Origin of the sequence: Hafnia alvei (assembly GCF_964063325.1) — a bacterium.
GTDB classification, from domain to species: Bacteria; Pseudomonadota; Gammaproteobacteria; order Enterobacterales; family Enterobacteriaceae; genus Hafnia; species Hafnia alvei_B.
Genome location: NZ_OZ061315.1, coordinates 4,606,402 through 4,621,817 on the forward strand (window position 1 = coordinate 4,606,402; position 15,416 = coordinate 4,621,817).

The following is a 15,416-nucleotide window of genomic DNA, read 5'->3' on the forward strand; positions in this document are numbered from 1 at the left end:
GCTTTTTTTTACCTTACATCAACCCTCGCACCAAAATCACACCGATAAACAGCGGGCCAATGTAACGCCAGGTGATACGCAGGCTTGCACGCCAGAAAGGAGAAATATCCTCTGGCATCAGCGTTGCTGCACGCGGCGACCAGCCAAATACCAAGCAGATAATAATGCCGAACAACGGCATCATCAGATTCGAGGTTAAGAAGTCCAGCACATCAAACAGCGATTTTCCACCCAGCGTAAGGCCGCTTAATTCACCAAACGATAAGGTCACAGGAATACCCGCCAGCATAATACTTGCAGTGATAATCAGGCTCGCATTGCGGCGCGACCAACCCCAGCGCCCCTGAGTAAAGGCTACGATATTTTCTAACAGAGAAATCGACGATGACAGCGCGGCCACCAGCAACAGCAAGAAGAAAGCCACGGCCAACACGGCACCGCCCGGCAAATGAGCAAAGAACACAGGCATGGTCATAAACGTCAATCCAGGACCTGCGGCAGGGTCCAGACCCGCCGAGCTTAACGCAGGGAAAATCATCAAACCCGCCAGCACACAAACCAGACACGACAGCGTGACAACCCAAACGCTTGAGCGCGCAATGCCTTTGCTATCCGGCAAATAGGCCCCGTAGGTCACATGAATACCTAAACCAATCGACAGCGAGAAGAACGCCAGCCCCAGCGCGTCCAAAACGCTTTTTCCGCTCAGATGGCTAAAATCTGGATACAGGAACAGCTTCAGCCCAGCGCTCGATCCCGGCAGCGTCATACCCACTACAATCAGCACCAGCATAATTAAGAATAACAACGGCATCATGATCTTAACCGCTTTCTCAACGCCGCGCTGCACGCCGCCTAGCACCACATAGCAGGTCAGCGCTGCAAACAGCAGGTGGGTAATTACCGGCAAAAACGGGTTGCTAATAAAATCGGTAAACAGCGAATTCAGCTGGCTTGAATCAGTAATATTCAGCTTGCCCGCAGCAGCCATGAACGTATATCCCACCGTCCAACCGCCCACCACGCTATAGAAACTGAAGATGCACCATGAGCACGTTACGCCCAATACGCCAACCCAGCCCCAGTGACGTCCTGCCAGCTGTTTAAATGCCTTTACTACGCCCTCGCGGGTATGGCTGCCCAGCAGCGTCTCGGCCATAAACACGGCCAGCCCCAGCGTAAAACTGAACACCAGAAACACGATCAGAAATGCGCCGCCGCCGTTGGTTGCTGAAACGTAAGGGAATTTCCAAATAGCACCAATGCCAATTGCAGAACCTGCGGCAGCCAAAATATGCCCAATTCGAGATGACCACTGCTGACTCATGCGAACCTCCGAGGGGAGGTAAAAATGCTGAACTTCATGTTGATGCTCCGGTGTTGAATAAACGCTGCCGGAGGGTGCTAGAAACAACAAGGCCGCCCTTCCGGCGGCCTTGTGAAATTTGAATGCGTGCAGGCCACCTAGATGATAAGGAGAAGGAGGCTGAGTTGGAGGTTAACTGCTTGCACGTTAGGATTTCCTAAAATTGAATACCTTTTCAAACTAATCAATGTGCATCGTGCCTGCAATCATTATTTTTCACTTTTACCTTTCGGCAACATCCTGTTGCGCCGAATACTCCCCTCACAGGTTAATACCAAACGGCCATGGCACACAGGCTAACCACCACCAAACCACATAGACCGCTGGTTAAAATAAACTGACGGCGTAGCCGTTCGCAACGGCGAATAAACTCATCGTCATGGTGATCAAGATAGCGCTGAGCCTGAATATAACGCACCAAACGCACCTGTTTGCTCGGCTGCCCGTGCGAAGTAAAGAAACCACCGCCGTCAACATATTGATAAAGCAGCGGGTCGCAACCACGTAATACCACCAGCAACGCACGCAATGAGGAGTAATAGCGCAGCATGTTAATCACGCACACAAAAAACAGCGCCCAAAAAAGCGCGACGGTATTAATCATGATCTCCTCCAGGCATCTTCTCTAGCCAAACATCAGCGGTGAGATAACGGTGCCTTTCTATTTATTTTCTCGCCAGACAACCTTAGCTCGACAGGCATCATCAGGCTAAACCACGATGGTTATTATCAACGTCGGCAAAATGCAGGAAGCAAGATAACGATTAACGCTCCGCTACACTGCCCATTAATTAGTTTAGGAAAGGAACGGAGAAACGGTATGGGGATCACAGAATTAATTTAGCGGGCTAAGCGATAAAGCGCAGAATACGCTGGCTAATGATTTTACCTCGCGATTAATCCCTATAAGAAATCGGCCCAATAGAGATAAAGCAGATAACAAAAGCAAAAAAAGGTGAAAATCTTTCCTCACAAGATAATCAGCTCTTGCTTTACAGCCACGCTATCCTTATAAAAAACGGGTCTACTATTTTAAGCCACAGGCTAAAGCGCACGATGCTGAGTGTCTAATAAGACGATTTTTTCGCCGCTTACGCAGTTTTAATGTGTAATACCGCGACTTTTGTGACGAAAGTATGTGCAGCCTTGGCTCAAAAGAGTAAAACAATAGATAGAAGCAATATGTTAAGGATTTGAGTGGCGAGTGTGAGCAAAACGACACCCTCGTGATCTACACCCTAAATAATTCGAGTTGCATTGAGTGGGCACAGCCAACAAAAATGCAGCTTGAAGTATGATGGGTATAAACGATGCTAACATGCAGGCATGCAAGAAAAGCCAGGTAGCGACACCTAATGCCTGCTACCCCGTTAACCGGCTTTATGGAAGGAGTAAACTTATGGCTTATAAACACATTCTGGTTGCTGTAGACCTTTCCCCAGAAAGTAACATCTTGGTTGAGAAAGCAGTATCTATGGCGCGCCCTTATGACGCTAAAGTTTCTCTGATTCACGTGGATGTTAACTATTCTGACCTGTACACCGGCCTAATTGACGTGAATCTGGGCGACATGCAGAAACGTATTTCTGACGAAACTCACCACGCCTTGACCGAGCTTTCTCAAAACGCAGGCTATCCAATTACCGAAACCCTAAGCGGCAGCGGTGATTTGGGTCAGGTGTTGGTTGATGCCATCAAGAAATACGATATGGACTTGGTACTGTGCGGACACCATCAGGACTTCTGGAGCAAGCTGATGTCTTCTGCGCGCCAGCTGATCAACACCGTACATATCGACATGCTGATTGTTCCATTGCGTGACGAAGACGAAGACTAACCTTTTCGTTCTTCTGATCAATTAAGCTTTCAACGCCCGCTCTGCGGGCGTTTTTTGTTTTTACCCAGCCAACCCCCTCCCAGCCGCCCCCTTCGCAGGGGGAGGAGCCGATCGAGATTCTTACAAACACCGCAGCACTGTTCCTCCCCTGCCAAGGGGAGGGTTCGGGTGGGGTTATGCTTTAAGCTTCAGCTAAAAACCTCGTGTAGGGCCATTGAATTCTCTACAAAAAAACCACGAATCATCTTTTAAAGAGTGTGATCAACCACTAAGATCGCAATCAGTCCATACAATAATCTACATCATCATCAAAAATTGGCATTAACACGGCATCAGAACATATAAAAACGGAATTCTATTTCATCAGGGATGTATCTTCGGCAGCAGGCTCCGCGCATGCCTACACTTAATTAATCAATATTCGAAGGCGAACTAATATGAATAAGCCCGCCCCAGTCGGTTTATTGCAGCAACCTAAACCGTTTTTCATGATTTTCTTTGTTGAGCTATGGGAACGCTTTGGTTACTACGGCGTGCAAGGCATCCTGGCTGTTTTCTTCGTTAAACAGCTAGGCTTCTCACAGGAACAGGCCTTCATCACCTTCGGTGCCTTTGCTGCTTTGGTTTATGGACTGATCTCCATCGGCGGCTACGTCGGCGACCATCTGCTTGGCACCAAACGTACCATGGTGCTGGGTGCGATTGTCTTGGCGCTCGGTTATTTCATGACCGGCCTGTCATTGCATAATCCCGATATGATTTTTATCGCCCTCGGGACTATCGCCGTCGGTAACGGCCTGTTTAAAGCCAACCCGGCCAGCCTGCTATCAAAATGCTATCCGCCAAAAGATCCACGCTTAGACGGCGCATTCACCCTGTTTTATATGTCTATCAATATCGGATCGCTGTTGTCATTGTCACTGGCTCCGATTATTGCCGATAAATATGGCTACGCCGTTACCTATAACCTATGCGGTATTGGTTTAGTCGTCGCACTGCTGGTTTATTTCTGCTGTCGCGGCATGGTGCGTGACATCGGTTCTGAGCCCGATGCCAAACCGATGAATTTCAAAAACCTGCTGCTGGTGCTCATCGGTACCGTGGTTATGGTGTACGTTTGTGCATGGCTGATGCATAACGTCAAAGTCGCCAATATCGTGCTGATCGTGCTGTCGATCATCGTGATTTTCTTCTTCTTCCGTGAAGCGTTTAAGCAGAACAAAAGCGATCGAAACCGTATGTATGTGGCTTTCGTTTTAATGATTGAAGCCGTGCTGTTTTACATTCTGTATGCCCAGATGCCTACGTCGCTGAACTTCTTTGCAATTAACAACGTTCATCATGAAATCCTTGGCATAGCGATTAACCCGGTCAGCTTCCAGGCACTAAACCCATTCTGGGTGGTGGTTGCCAGCCCGATTTTGGCCTCGCTCTATACGCGTTTCGGCGCTAAAGGCAAAGACCTCACTATGCCGGCTAAATTTACGCTGGGTATGTTCCTGTGCTCGCTGGGCTTCCTGACTGCCGCAGCGGCTGGACTCTGGTTTGCTGATGCACAAGGTCTGACATCTCCGTGGTTTATTGTGCTGGTTTATCTGTTCCAAAGTCTGGGTGAGCTAATGATCAGCGCCTTAGGCTTAGCGATGGTGGCAGCGTTAGTGCCTCAGTATTTGATGGGCTTCATTCTGGGTATGTGGTTCTTGACTCAGGCCGCTGCCTTCCTGCTTGGTGGCTATGTGGCAACCTTTACCGCCGTACCTGAAGGTATTAGCGATCCGCTGCAAACCCTGCCAATTTATACCGGCGTATTCAGCAAAATCGGCATCGCCACCTTTGTTATTGCCATCATTATGGCCGCGATGGTGCCATGGTTAAACCGCATGATGAATACCCAACCGGAAAGCCAAAAAGCCTAATTGCGCTTTTGACATCCTTTTCCTAAAGCCTCCACTTGGAGGCTTTTTTATTATCTCCGTGATAATAAATCGCTTGATTAAAAGCCTATTCCCAGTGATATAGTCGAAAAGCAAACACAAACATAATTGCATTTATAACCATAAAAAACGCATAAAACATCAACCACGCTTCCCCTAAATAATTCAAGTTGCAGAATAACGGGGAAATAAGGAGTACCAAACTATGGAGCAGCTATTGTCTCTGGAAAACTTTCTCGCCAGCGTACAACAACGCGATCCCAACCAACCCGAATTCTTGCAGGCCGTGCGAGAAGTGATGACCACCCTGTGGCCGTTTCTAGAGAAAAACCCGCGCTACCGTGACGCTGCCCTGCTAGAACGCTTGATTGAACCCGAGCGTGTAATTCAGTTCCGCGTCACATGGGTTGACGATCGCGGGCAGGTTCAGGTCAACCGCGCATGGCGCGTACAGTTCAGCTCGGCCATTGGGCCGTTTAAGGGCGGAATGCGCTTCCATCCTTCGGTTAACCTGTCGATCCTGAAATTCCTTGGCTTTGAGCAAACGTTTAAAAACGCGCTCACGACGCTGCCAATGGGCGGGGGTAAAGGCGGTAGCGATTTCAACCCGAAAGGGAAAAGCGACGGCGAAATCATGCGCTTCTGCCAAGCCTTAATGACTGAGCTTTATCGTCATTTAGGCGCCGACACCGACGTTCCAGCCGGTGATATAGGCGTGGGTGGGCGAGAAGTGGGCTTTATGGCGGGCATGATGAAAAAACTGTCGAACAATACGGCATGCGTATTCACCGGAAAAGGGCTGTCATTTGGTGGCAGTTTAATCCGCCCAGAAGCGACGGGCTATGGTCTGGTTTACTTTACTGACGCCATGCTAAAACGCCATGGTTTAGGTTTTGAAGGAATGAAAGTTGCGGTGTCAGGTTCGGGCAACGTGGCTCAATACGCCATCGAAAAAGCGATGGCGCTAGGTGCGCGCGTGGTAACGGCTTCAGACTCCAACGGCACCGTGGTTGATGAAGCTGGCTTTACGCCGGAAAAACTGGCGCGTCTGTGCCAGATAAAGTCTCAGCAGGATGGACGCATTGCCGACTATGCCAAAGAGTTTGGCCTCACCTATCTTGAAGGCCAGCAGCCTTGGGGCATCAGCGTTGATATCGCTCTGCCTTGCGCCACCCAGAATGAGCTGGACGCCCCAGCGGCAAGCACGCTGATCGCCAATGGAGTGAAAGCCGTGGCCGAAGGCGCAAATATGCCAACCACGATTGAAGCCACGGATCTCTTCCTTGAAGCGGGCGTCTTATTTGCGCCGGGTAAAGCAGCTAACGCAGGTGGCGTTGCAACATCTGGCTTAGAGATGGCGCAAAACGCGGCACGCATGGGTTGGAAGGCCGAGAAAGTGGATTTGCGCCTGCACCACATCATGTTAGATATTCACCAAGCCTGCGTGGAATATGGCGGTGAGGATAAACAAACCAACTATGTGCGCGGAGCAAATATTGCAGGATTTGTGAAAGTCGCTGACGCCATGCTGGCGCAGGGCGTTTTATAGGTTTTTACAAGAAGCTCCCCCACCCTAGCCCTCCCCTTCGCTGGGGAGGGAACCGTTCGGTGATCTTTCCCTACCAAGGGGGAGACTGGGAGGGGTCTATACAACCGAACTGATTACTTTCCTTCCAGCTCGCTTAAGATTTTATACGCCACCGTCACACGCTGATCGATAGAGTAATTCTTGTTCGCCAACATCACGATACCCATCTTTTTAGCCGGAACAAACGCGATATAGGCACCAAAACCATTGGTGGAACCGGTCTTGTTAATCCATACCTTTTCCTGTGGTGGCAACGGTGGAACAATCGGCGTAGCAACGCTTTTTGTCATCGCCATATCGTTGCCGGTGAGCAGATCCGGCAGAGAAACCGGATATGGCAGCTGTTCCCACATCAGATCCTGCGTAATTTTGCCTGACTTGAAGTAGCCGGTGTGCGTGTCGGTTAGCGCTTTTTGCAGCGTCGAATTTCCATCAAGTTTTAGCTGCCCCATATTGGCTTGCACATAGCGAATCAGGTCACTCGCGTTGGTTTTTATGCCATACGCTTCATTACCCAACACTTCCATGTTGACGTGGATCGGCTCATTCTTTTTGTTGTAGCCCCAAGCATAATTTTCCGCTTGGTCTGCGGGAACATTAAGGTAGGTATGCGTCATGCCCAACTTAGGAAGTAGCGTCTTCTCAATCGCGTCTTCGTAGGTCATTCCCATACTTTGCGCGGCAATCATGCCCAACAAACCGGTACCTATATTGGAATAAACACGGTGAGTTCCCGCAGGATCGGCAGGTTTCCACGCTTTCAGATAAGCCATCAACTGATCGGTATTTTTCACATCTTCAGGCATGAAAATCCCTAAACCCGTGGTATGCGTTCCCGCATTCAGCACGCTGATGTGATCGAAGCTGCTGCCGCGCAGCTCTGGCACATAGTGGCTAATACGTTGATCCAGCGATAACTTACCACTGACCTGCGCGTAAGACGCCAGCGTCGCTGCAAAGGTTTTGCTTAACGATCCCACTTCAAATAGCGTGTTGTCCGTTACGGGCTGCTGTGGCTGTTTAGAGGCTAATCCATAGTTATAAATATAATTTTTGCCGTTCAGCGTAACTGCCACCGACATGCCCGGAATATTATTCTTCTGCATCAACGGCTGGATCAGACTATCAACGGTATCTTTAATCTTGCTCTGATCCATTTCTGATGCCATGGCGCCCTGAGCCGTTACCGCCAGACAGGTAATCACGGATAACAGCTTCAATGTGTTCTGCATTTTTTTACGCATAATTAAGTGACCTTTTCATCGGATATGTTTTGAATCTTGCACGCCTATCAGCATGCAAAAGAAAAAGTTTAGCGAAATAATCATTCACACGATGAGCCAATGGCACCACTACGCCAAACTCATCGTGGCGGCAGGAATATCCGCTATCACCCGTAGATTGACAAGCGAGATTAAATTCCCTTAGGGTAAAGAAAAACTTATAGCTAGCTTCTTTAAGGGCCATTACCATGCGTTCCTATCTCCCGCTTAACGCGCTGCGCGCCTTTGAAGCCTCTGCTCGTCACCTAAGTTTTACTCGTGCCGGACTGGAGCTCAGCGTGACGCAGGCAGCCGTTAGCCAGCAAGTACGAGCCCTTGAGGCGCGGTTAGGAACGCAGCTATTCAAGCGCCTACCGCGAGGATTAGAACTCACCGATGAAGCTCATGTTCTGATGCCGGTGCTCAGCGAAGCATTTAGCCAGATTGAAGCGGTTCTCAAGCAGTTTGAAGGCGGCCATTTCCATGAAGTTCTGACCGTCGCCGTGGTCGGCACTTTTGCCGTGGGCTGGCTAATGCCTCGTTTGCAAAGCTTTAACGCTGACCATCCCTTTGTTGAGCTTAGACTGCTCACTAATAACAATCTGGTTAATTTAGCCGGGGAAGGCTTAGATTTTGCCATACGTTTTGGTAATGGCATGTGGCCAGCCACCCATAACGTTGCACTGTTTGATGCCCCCCTAAGCGTACTATGTACCCCAAGCGTGGCTCAGCGATTAGAGCAGCCTCAAGATTTAGCCAAAGAAACGCTTATGCGTTCTTATCGAGCAGAAGAGTGGAACAACTGGTTTAGCGCGGCGGGTATTGAGCCAATCAGAGTTAACGGACCTATTTTCGATTCGTCACGCCTGATGGTTGAAGCTGCCATCCAGAATGGGGGCGTTGCGCTAGCCCCGGCCAAAATGTTCGAGCACGAACTGCAAAATGGCATTCTAGTGAGGCCCTTTGATATCAACGTTGAAGTCGGTAGTTACTGGCTAACATGGCTGAAATCCAAACCCCTATCCCCCGCCATGCAGCTGTTCCAGCAATGGCTTGTGGCGCAAGCAAACGAGTAGCGTTATTCAACGATAGCCGAGCCTATCACAACCATAGACGCAACCTTTGCGGCAATAGCGTGAGTAGCGTTACACTCTAAGGCAATTTTCTCACTGGCTATCATCAGCACGATGCTGAATGCCGGGTACACAACTCATGGAACTCCCTGATGACTAAACATTATGACTATCTCGCAATTGGCGGTGGCAGCGGCGGTATTGCTTCCATCAACCGTGCGGCCATGTATGGCCAAAAATGTGCGCTGGTTGAAGCCAAGTATCTGGGCGGCACCTGCGTAAACGTGGGTTGTGTGCCGAAAAAAGTGATGTGGCACGCCGCGCAGATCGCAGAAGCGATCCATTTGTATGGCCCTGACTATGGTTTTGATACCACGGTGAATAAGTTCGATTGGGGCAAACTGATCGAAAGCCGCACCGCCTATATCGACCGTATCCATCAGTCCTATGAACGTGGACTGGGCAACAATAAAGTTGACGTGATCCACGGCTTTGCCAAATTTATTGATGCGCACACCGTTGAAGTGAACGGCGAAACCATCACCGCCGATCATATTCTGATCGCAACCGGTGGCCGACCTTCTCGCCCGAATATTCCAGGGGCAGAATACGGTATTAATTCCGATGGCTTCTTTGAGTTAGACGCGTTGCCAAAACGCGTGGCAGTCGTTGGCGCGGGCTATATCGCCGTTGAAATTGCCGGTGTGCTGAATGGCTTGGGCTCTGAAACCCATCTGTTCGTACGTAAACACGCGCCTCTGCGTACCTTTGACCCAATGATTGTTGAAGCGCTGGTTGAAGTGATGAACGCAGAAGGCCCACAACTGCACACCCAGTCAGTTCCAAAATCCGTGGTTAAAAATAGCGATGGTAGCCTGACGCTGACGCTAGAAAATGGCAAAACGTTTGAAGTTGACTGCCTGATTTGGGCCATTGGCCGTGAACCTGCCAACGACAATATCAACCTGAGCGCCGCTGGTGTTAAAACCAACGATAAAGGCTACATCACCGTTGATAAATATCAGAATACCAACGTAAAAGGCATTTATGCCGTTGGGGATAACACCGGTGCCGTTGAGTTAACACCGGTTGCCGTTGCTGCAGGCCGCCGTTTATCTGAGCGTTTGTTTAACAACAAGCCGGATGAGCATCTCGACTACAGCAATATCCCAACCGTGGTATTCAGCCATCCGCCAATTGGTACCGTTGGTTTGACTGAAGACCAGGCGAAAGAACAGCACGGCGAAGACAACGTGAAGGTGTACAAGTCCTCCTTTACCGCCATGTATACCGCTGTGACTCAGCACCGCCAGCCGTGCCGCATGAAGCTGGTATGTGTGGGTAAAGATGAGAAGATCGTTGGCATCCACGGTATTGGCTACGGCATGGATGAGATGCTACAGGGCTTTGCCGTTGCGCTAAAAATGGGCGCAACCAAGAAAGACTTCGACAACACCGTGGCAATCCATCCAACAGGCTCGGAAGAGTTTGTCACCATGCGTTAATAATTGTGGCGCACTAAAACAAAAGGCCGAAGATCTCTCTTCGGCCTTTTTTATCTTTATCTCGCGTTTGGTTTTATTTCACGATCACGAAATGTCGTGAATAAAGCTCAAAAAGTCGCTTTTACGCAGCAAAGATAGGCGTTCACGGAACTGACGCAGCTTGCTATAAATCGACTTGTCCGCAGTATGCAGCTTGGCGGCGATACACTTCACACGCATGCCGCTCATCATGTCATCTAAAATTGTGAACGTCTCTTCGGTAACGCGGCCCGGGCCATTGGATGTCTGGAACGTATGTTGAACTTCTTGCGTCACAAAACGGCCACCACGCAGGACCTCTTGCACCGCTGACTCTACCGACTCAAGGGACGCTTTCTTGTTAATAAAACTTGCGTTATCAATGAGACGAACAAAATTCAGCGTATGCTCTGCCTGATTAGATGTCCAAAATACGGTGCGATAAGCATCGTAAGAACGTAAACCGGCCAGCGTACGAACAACCTGAAAAATAGATTGATTTAAGCTATCTAAATCAACCATAACAATTTTGGCTCTATCTGAATCAATCACAGCCCCTTGACCTAGAGGTGCAATTTTCTTCAATAGGCTTCTCACTCCCGCAGCAAACATAGGATCGTCAGATAAAATAGCGATCACCGCGTTATCAATATTAATAACTTCAAGCTCAGATGATGATGTGGATAATGAATTCACTTTTTATTACCTTAAATATCATCGGCAACACCACTGCGGGGTCTCTTGCCTAGTAGTACATCCTTGTGATAACTCCAATCCGACGCAATTCAGTTGCAATATAAAATCAAGCAGTCATGAGATAAGAGCACTATAGGATGATTTTCAATATCATCCACAAACACCAAATGAGTGCTTTTCATTTCGCTACGTTTATTCAATCCAACGCAGGCAGATAGAAAGTAAAGTGCATCGTAATTATGGAGGACTAATAACCAAGACATCCTAAATGCAGAATAACAGCAAGCTGAATATGATTCGGTATATCTTGGGTACAAGTTAGGCAGAAAGAAGACTCTTAACAATAACCGGGGGCGGAAATGCCTTTTGCACAAAACGAAATGTAGTCTTTTTGTGTCGCTCATGTAGGCAAACAAAAGCCAAGCCAAGTTCACCAAGAACAAAAAAATCATTAAATTTCATTTTGTTATGTGAAGCATTTAACATATGCTCATTTTTTAATAGTTTTAGTACTAGTCACAACATAACTTCAGTTATGTTATCTAGATCACAAAAAAAGCACTAAATGTTCAGAGTAAAACATTCATAGGTATGCGATATCTTGCTTGCTAAACGCTAATAATTCTTCATTGAAGATATAAAAAGAGATAACACTTTAGTTATTCCTTTTTATCGGCTAACGAATAAATGTAATTTTGATATAAAAAAGAATATATAAAAATTAACTATCAGCTAATTCTTATTGTATTTACTCGAGTAAGGTCCCAGCCTTAATTTTATTAATCAGGTTAACTATATTCACATCTGTTGCTCGGCTCTTATGATAATGAGCATAAATGGTTCCCATCGGCTTAGCATGTGGGAATTCGAGGACCTGTACATCAACCAGCTTTTCAAACTCACGAGCAAAAGGTTGGCCACAAATCAGAATATAGTCTGTGGTAGCTGTCATCATCATCAAATTGAGTACCGAGGTGCTCGAGTAAATGGGCGCTTTGTTATGCGGATTAAGCACAATATTATCTTCAAACAAAGATGGCCACATCGTTGGGCTTAAATATTCTTCCCGTTCAAGCTCCTGTAAGCTAAACCCGGCTTTAATTCGCGGGTGATCTTTACGACACATTACCACCGGTACCAGATCGAAAAGCGGCACATTGGTTATCATCCAATCTGCATATTTCTGCGGCGTAAAACTAATATCGATTTTACGAGTACGTAGTCGCGTGATGTCTTTGGTCAAATCACCATCATGGGTTTCATTGGTCAATGCGACGTCGTCAAAAGGATACCCTTGATGCTGCAATATGCTCGTCAGGTAATATTCAAGCATTGGGGACAAACTCAGCTTTAAACGCGTCTGACGGTTATCACCATTACGCAGAGTGGTCGAAACACTCACCGCGCTCTGAATACTATTCAAAGCCAGCGCTAAATTGGGCGTAATGTTATATGCCAGAGCGGTGGGTTCTAATCCTTTTTTCGTACGAATAAAGAGCGGGTCGTTAAAACTGTCGCGCATTTTCTTGAGAGCACGACTAACCGACGCCGTTGAACTATTCAGTAGCTCTGCCGCTAAGGTGACACTACGTGTATCCATCACCGTGAGAAAAATTCGGATAACGCTAACATCAATATCGAGCATGCCTTTACCTTGAATCGTTAGCTGAGGACGAATATAGGTCAAAACCTATTCGCCTATACCCTAAATAATTTGAGTGGCAAGCAGGTAAATGCTTGTAGGCTTACCCAAGTCTGTGAATTGGTTGATTATGCACAGCCAACGCTCATCTTACAAAAAGTTGAAAAGTGCTAATTGAACGGTCTAATTATGCCATAACATACTGAATTAAACTCATTAAATTAAAAACCTGCCTCACAGATTCTTTGTTTAATTTTTAGCTTAACCACGATATTACTCTCTATTTTTTCGTCATATTATTCAATCTATGTCGTAATTTACTCAGTTCGAGTTAAATTAGCAGAATATTCTTAATACTCACGCCTAAATGATGATAACAATGCCTCAGAGAGCAATCAGAAAATATTTATTAAACTAGATTTTCTCTTCGCCTATTTTGCCTTACAGCTCGACTCTGCTAGGATCTAGATTATTCGCCCACCATGACGTGAGAAATTAAGCGCCTGAAATTGCATATGTTCCTAAATGCAGACAGGTGAAAATGCTTATGCCAAAAGAATTAGACCACAAAAGCAGTAAAGCAACCGTCACCACCCATGTGGCGAAAACGCTGGATAAAGCCAATGGCGTAATGGCCTGGTTCAAAGCCATTCCCAGCGTGGCCCATGTTATCCGTGCAGTTGATCGCTTTAATGACCGACTGGGCAGCCAGTTCGGTGCCGCGATTACCTACTTTTCATTTTTGTCTCTTATCCCCATTTTAATGGTGTCGTTTGCAGCCGTCGGCTTTGTGCTTGCCTCAAATCCCGATTTGCTCACGGAATTGATCAACAAAATAGTCAGCAGTATTAGCGATCCCAATTTAGCGACAACCCTGAAAAATACCGTGAATACCGCCATCCAGCAGCGTACCACCGTGGGGCTAACCGGTTTGGCTATTGCGCTCTATTCAGGCATTAGTTGGATGGGGAATTTACGTGAAGCGATTCGCGCGCAGTCTCGAGAGGTTTGGGAGCGCAATCCACAGGATCAGGAAAAATTCTACTTCCGCTACCTGCGCGATTTTATCTCGCTAACCGGGTTGGTGATTGCGCTAATCGTCTCGCTTTCTTTCACGTCTATCGCAGGCGCCGCGCAGGCATCTATTGTTCGCGCATTAGGTTTAGACGGCATCGAATGGCTACGGCCAGTGATGACAGCGATTGCGCTGTCCATTTCGATCATGGCTAACTATTTGTTGTTTCTTTGGATTTTCTTGGTATTGCCGCGTCATAAACCAAAGAAAAAAGCCTTACTCCGTGGAACCTTAATTGCGGCTATTGGCTTTGAAGTAATTAAATTCGTGATGACGTGGACGCTGCCTAGCCTTGCACGCTCGCCTTCCGGCGCGGCGTTTGGTTCGGTCATTGGTCTGATGGCTTTCTTCTACTTCTTTGCCCGCTTAACGCTCTTTTGCGCCGCATGGATTGCCACCGCCAACTATGACGGCGATACCACCGTAGAACGCAAAAAAACGCAGCCATAAATGATCCCACTCCAAGCTTCCACCTACGAAGTGGCAAGCTTGGAGTCGATATTTATCTCTCAGTCACTGGTGCAGCGGATATCTCTGCGCCAAAAAATCAAGAAAACAGCGAATACGTGCCGAAAGCTGACTATTTCGATAATACACCGCATGAATTGACTGATATGTCTCCAAGGTGTGCTCGGCAAGAACCTGTACCAAACGCCCTTCAGCAATATCCTGATGCGTCATAAAATCGGAAAGACATACAATCCCCCGCCCGCCGATCGCCAAATGACGCAGCGTTTCACCGCTAGACGCAGCAATATTAGGCGTAACGGAAAACGTCGCGCACTGGCTCTGCTTAAGCGGCCACTGGTTAAGTGACTGTGGCTGAGTAAAACCTAACAGCCGATGTTCGCTCAATTCATCTACCCGCTCTGGCGTACCATATTTTTGCAGGTACTCCGGCGCAGCCAGCACCTTCAGCCCCGAACGCCCAATAGGACGCGCGTGCAGACTGGAGTCTTGCAGAGTCCCGATACGAATTGCCACATCGGTGCGCTGCTCCAACAAATCGATAATTTGGTCGCTGGTATTGAGCTCCAGTTCAATCTCTGGAAACTGTGCGGTGAACTCTTCAATCAGAGGAACCACCACATGCAGCATAAACGGCGATGCGGCGTTAATGCGCAGACGACCTGCCGGACGATGCCGCTGTAAGGCCAACTGCTCCTCAGCCTCTTCAATCGCTTCTAGGATCGCGCGAGCGCGATCGAGGAAAATGCGCCCCTCTTCGGTTAAATCAATGCGCCGCGTGGTGCGGTTAAGCAGCGTGGTTTCCAGCTTTTGTTCCAAACGCCCCAGCGCGCGGCTAATACCGCTGGGCGTTTGACCTAACTGCTCTGCGGCGCCGGTCAGGCTTCCCGCATCGACAACGGCGACAAAAGCCACCAGCTCTTCGGTTGTTGTTTTCATTGTTGCTCACTAA

General features: G+C 48.0%; 13 protein-coding genes. 6 read left to right on the forward strand and 7 right to left on the reverse strand.

Annotated features, from left to right (window positions below):
- Window positions 1-13 precede the first annotated feature (13 nt).
- Window positions 14-1,327 carry a sodium-dependent transporter gene (locus AB3Y96_RS21415; protein ID WP_072309350.1) on the reverse strand — a complete coding sequence of 438 codons (1,314 nt, stop codon included), beginning with the start codon at window positions 1,325-1,327 and terminating at the stop codon, window positions 14-16.
- 307 nt (window positions 1,328-1,634) lie between these two features.
- Complete coding sequence (gene uspB / locus AB3Y96_RS21420) at window positions 1,635-1,970, reverse strand: universal stress protein UspB (protein ID WP_025799478.1); 336 nt, start codon at window positions 1,968-1,970, stop codon at window positions 1,635-1,637.
- Window positions 1,971-2,765: 795 nt separating this feature from the next.
- Here uspB and uspA point away from each other — a divergent pair.
- The 3 genes from uspA (at window position 2,766) to gdhA (ending at window position 6,686) form a co-directional block, all read left to right on the forward strand.
- Window positions 2,766-3,203, forward strand: a complete 438-nt coding sequence (gene uspA / locus AB3Y96_RS21425) for a universal stress protein UspA (protein WP_008815546.1) — start codon at window positions 2,766-2,768, stop codon at window positions 3,201-3,203.
- Between the two features lie 437 nt (window positions 3,204-3,640).
- Window positions 3,641-5,119, forward strand: coding sequence for a dipeptide/tripeptide permease DtpB (gene dtpB / locus AB3Y96_RS21430; protein WP_063586198.1), 1,479 nt, complete (start codon window positions 3,641-3,643; stop codon window positions 5,117-5,119).
- 223 nt (window positions 5,120-5,342) lie between these two features.
- On the forward strand, window positions 5,343-6,686 hold the full coding sequence (gdhA, locus tag AB3Y96_RS21435) for an NADP-specific glutamate dehydrogenase (protein WP_367300171.1): 1,344 nt from the start codon (window positions 5,343-5,345) through the stop codon (window positions 6,684-6,686).
- A gap of 113 nt (window positions 6,687-6,799) precedes the next feature.
- Here the strand turns inward: gdhA and ampC are convergent, their stop codons facing one another.
- Both ampC and AB3Y96_RS21445 read right to left on the reverse strand, forming a co-directional pair.
- Window positions 6,800-7,969 (reverse strand): class C beta-lactamase, encoded by a 1,170-nt coding sequence (ampC, locus tag AB3Y96_RS21440; protein WP_367300172.1) that lies wholly within the window; start codon window positions 7,967-7,969, stop codon window positions 6,800-6,802.
- Window positions 7,962-8,192, reverse strand: a complete 231-nt coding sequence (locus AB3Y96_RS21445; protein WP_367300173.1) for a hypothetical protein — start codon at window positions 8,190-8,192, stop codon at window positions 7,962-7,964. The genes ampC and AB3Y96_RS21445 overlap by 8 nt, the downstream gene beginning before the upstream one ends.
- A 4-nt stretch (window positions 8,193-8,196) precedes the next feature.
- On the opposite strand from AB3Y96_RS21445, the gene AB3Y96_RS21450 reads away from it, so the two are divergent.
- Window positions 8,197-9,063, forward strand: a complete 867-nt coding sequence (locus AB3Y96_RS21450) for a LysR family transcriptional regulator (RefSeq protein WP_072309347.1) — start codon at window positions 8,197-8,199, stop codon at window positions 9,061-9,063.
- 149 nt (window positions 9,064-9,212) lie between these two features.
- Entirely contained in the window at window positions 9,213-10,565 is a 1,353-nt protein-coding gene (gene gorA / locus AB3Y96_RS21455; protein ID WP_046448865.1) for a glutathione-disulfide reductase, read from the forward strand.
- Between the two features lie 84 nt (window positions 10,566-10,649).
- Here the strand turns inward: gorA and AB3Y96_RS21460 are convergent, their stop codons facing one another.
- Window positions 10,650-11,279, reverse strand: coding sequence for a response regulator transcription factor (locus AB3Y96_RS21460; protein WP_072309346.1), 630 nt, complete (start codon window positions 11,277-11,279; stop codon window positions 10,650-10,652).
- Window positions 11,280-12,027: 748 nt separating this feature from the next.
- Window positions 12,028-12,924 carry a LysR family transcriptional regulator gene (locus AB3Y96_RS21465; protein ID WP_072309480.1) on the reverse strand — a complete coding sequence of 299 codons (897 nt, stop codon included), beginning with the start codon at window positions 12,922-12,924 and terminating at the stop codon, window positions 12,028-12,030.
- Between the two features lie 544 nt (window positions 12,925-13,468).
- On the opposite strand from AB3Y96_RS21465, the gene yhjD reads away from it, so the two are divergent.
- Window positions 13,469-14,446 carry an inner membrane protein YhjD gene (gene yhjD, locus AB3Y96_RS21470; RefSeq protein WP_367300174.1) on the forward strand — a complete coding sequence of 326 codons (978 nt, stop codon included), beginning with the start codon at window positions 13,469-13,471 and terminating at the stop codon, window positions 14,444-14,446.
- Window positions 14,447-14,509: 63 nt separating this feature from the next.
- On the opposite strand, the gene AB3Y96_RS21475 is transcribed toward yhjD, so the two are convergent.
- Entirely contained in the window at window positions 14,510-15,403 is an 894-nt protein-coding gene (locus AB3Y96_RS21475) for a LysR family transcriptional regulator (protein WP_072309344.1), read from the reverse strand.
- Window positions 15,404-15,416 lie beyond the last annotated feature (13 nt).

Excerpts from the sequence above, each read along its gene's own strand:
- uspA (WP_008815546.1), top strand. The coding sequence starts at position 2,766 with ATGGCTTATAAACACATTCTGGTTGCTGTAGACCTTTCCCCAGAAAGT.
- gorA (WP_046448865.1), top strand. The coding sequence starts at position 9,213 with ATGACTAAACATTATGACTATCTCGCAATTGGCGGTGGCAGCGGCGGT.
- AB3Y96_RS21415 (WP_072309350.1), bottom strand. The coding sequence starts at position 1,327 with ATGAGTCAGCAGTGGTCATCTCGAATTGGGCATATTTTGGCTGCCGCA.
- AB3Y96_RS21475 (WP_072309344.1), bottom strand. The coding sequence starts at position 15,403 with ATGAAAACAACAACCGAAGAGCTGGTGGCTTTTGTCGCCGTTGTCGAT.
- ampC (WP_367300172.1), bottom strand. The coding sequence starts at position 7,969 with ATGCGTAAAAAAATGCAGAACACATTGAAGCTGTTATCCGTGATTACC.
- AB3Y96_RS21445 (WP_367300173.1), bottom strand. The coding sequence starts at position 8,192 with ATGGCCCTTAAAGAAGCTAGCTATAAGTTTTTCTTTACCCTAAGGGAA.
- AB3Y96_RS21465 (WP_072309480.1), bottom strand. The coding sequence starts at position 12,924 with ATGCTCGATATTGATGTTAGCGTTATCCGAATTTTTCTCACGGTGATG.
- AB3Y96_RS21450 (WP_072309347.1), top strand. The coding sequence starts at position 8,197 with ATGCGTTCCTATCTCCCGCTTAACGCGCTGCGCGCCTTTGAAGCCTCT.
- dtpB (WP_063586198.1), top strand. The coding sequence starts at position 3,641 with ATGAATAAGCCCGCCCCAGTCGGTTTATTGCAGCAACCTAAACCGTTT.
- yhjD (WP_367300174.1), top strand. The coding sequence starts at position 13,469 with ATGCCAAAAGAATTAGACCACAAAAGCAGTAAAGCAACCGTCACCACC.
- uspB (WP_025799478.1), bottom strand. The coding sequence starts at position 1,970 with ATGATTAATACCGTCGCGCTTTTTTGGGCGCTGTTTTTTGTGTGCGTG.
- gdhA (WP_367300171.1), top strand. The coding sequence starts at position 5,343 with ATGGAGCAGCTATTGTCTCTGGAAAACTTTCTCGCCAGCGTACAACAA.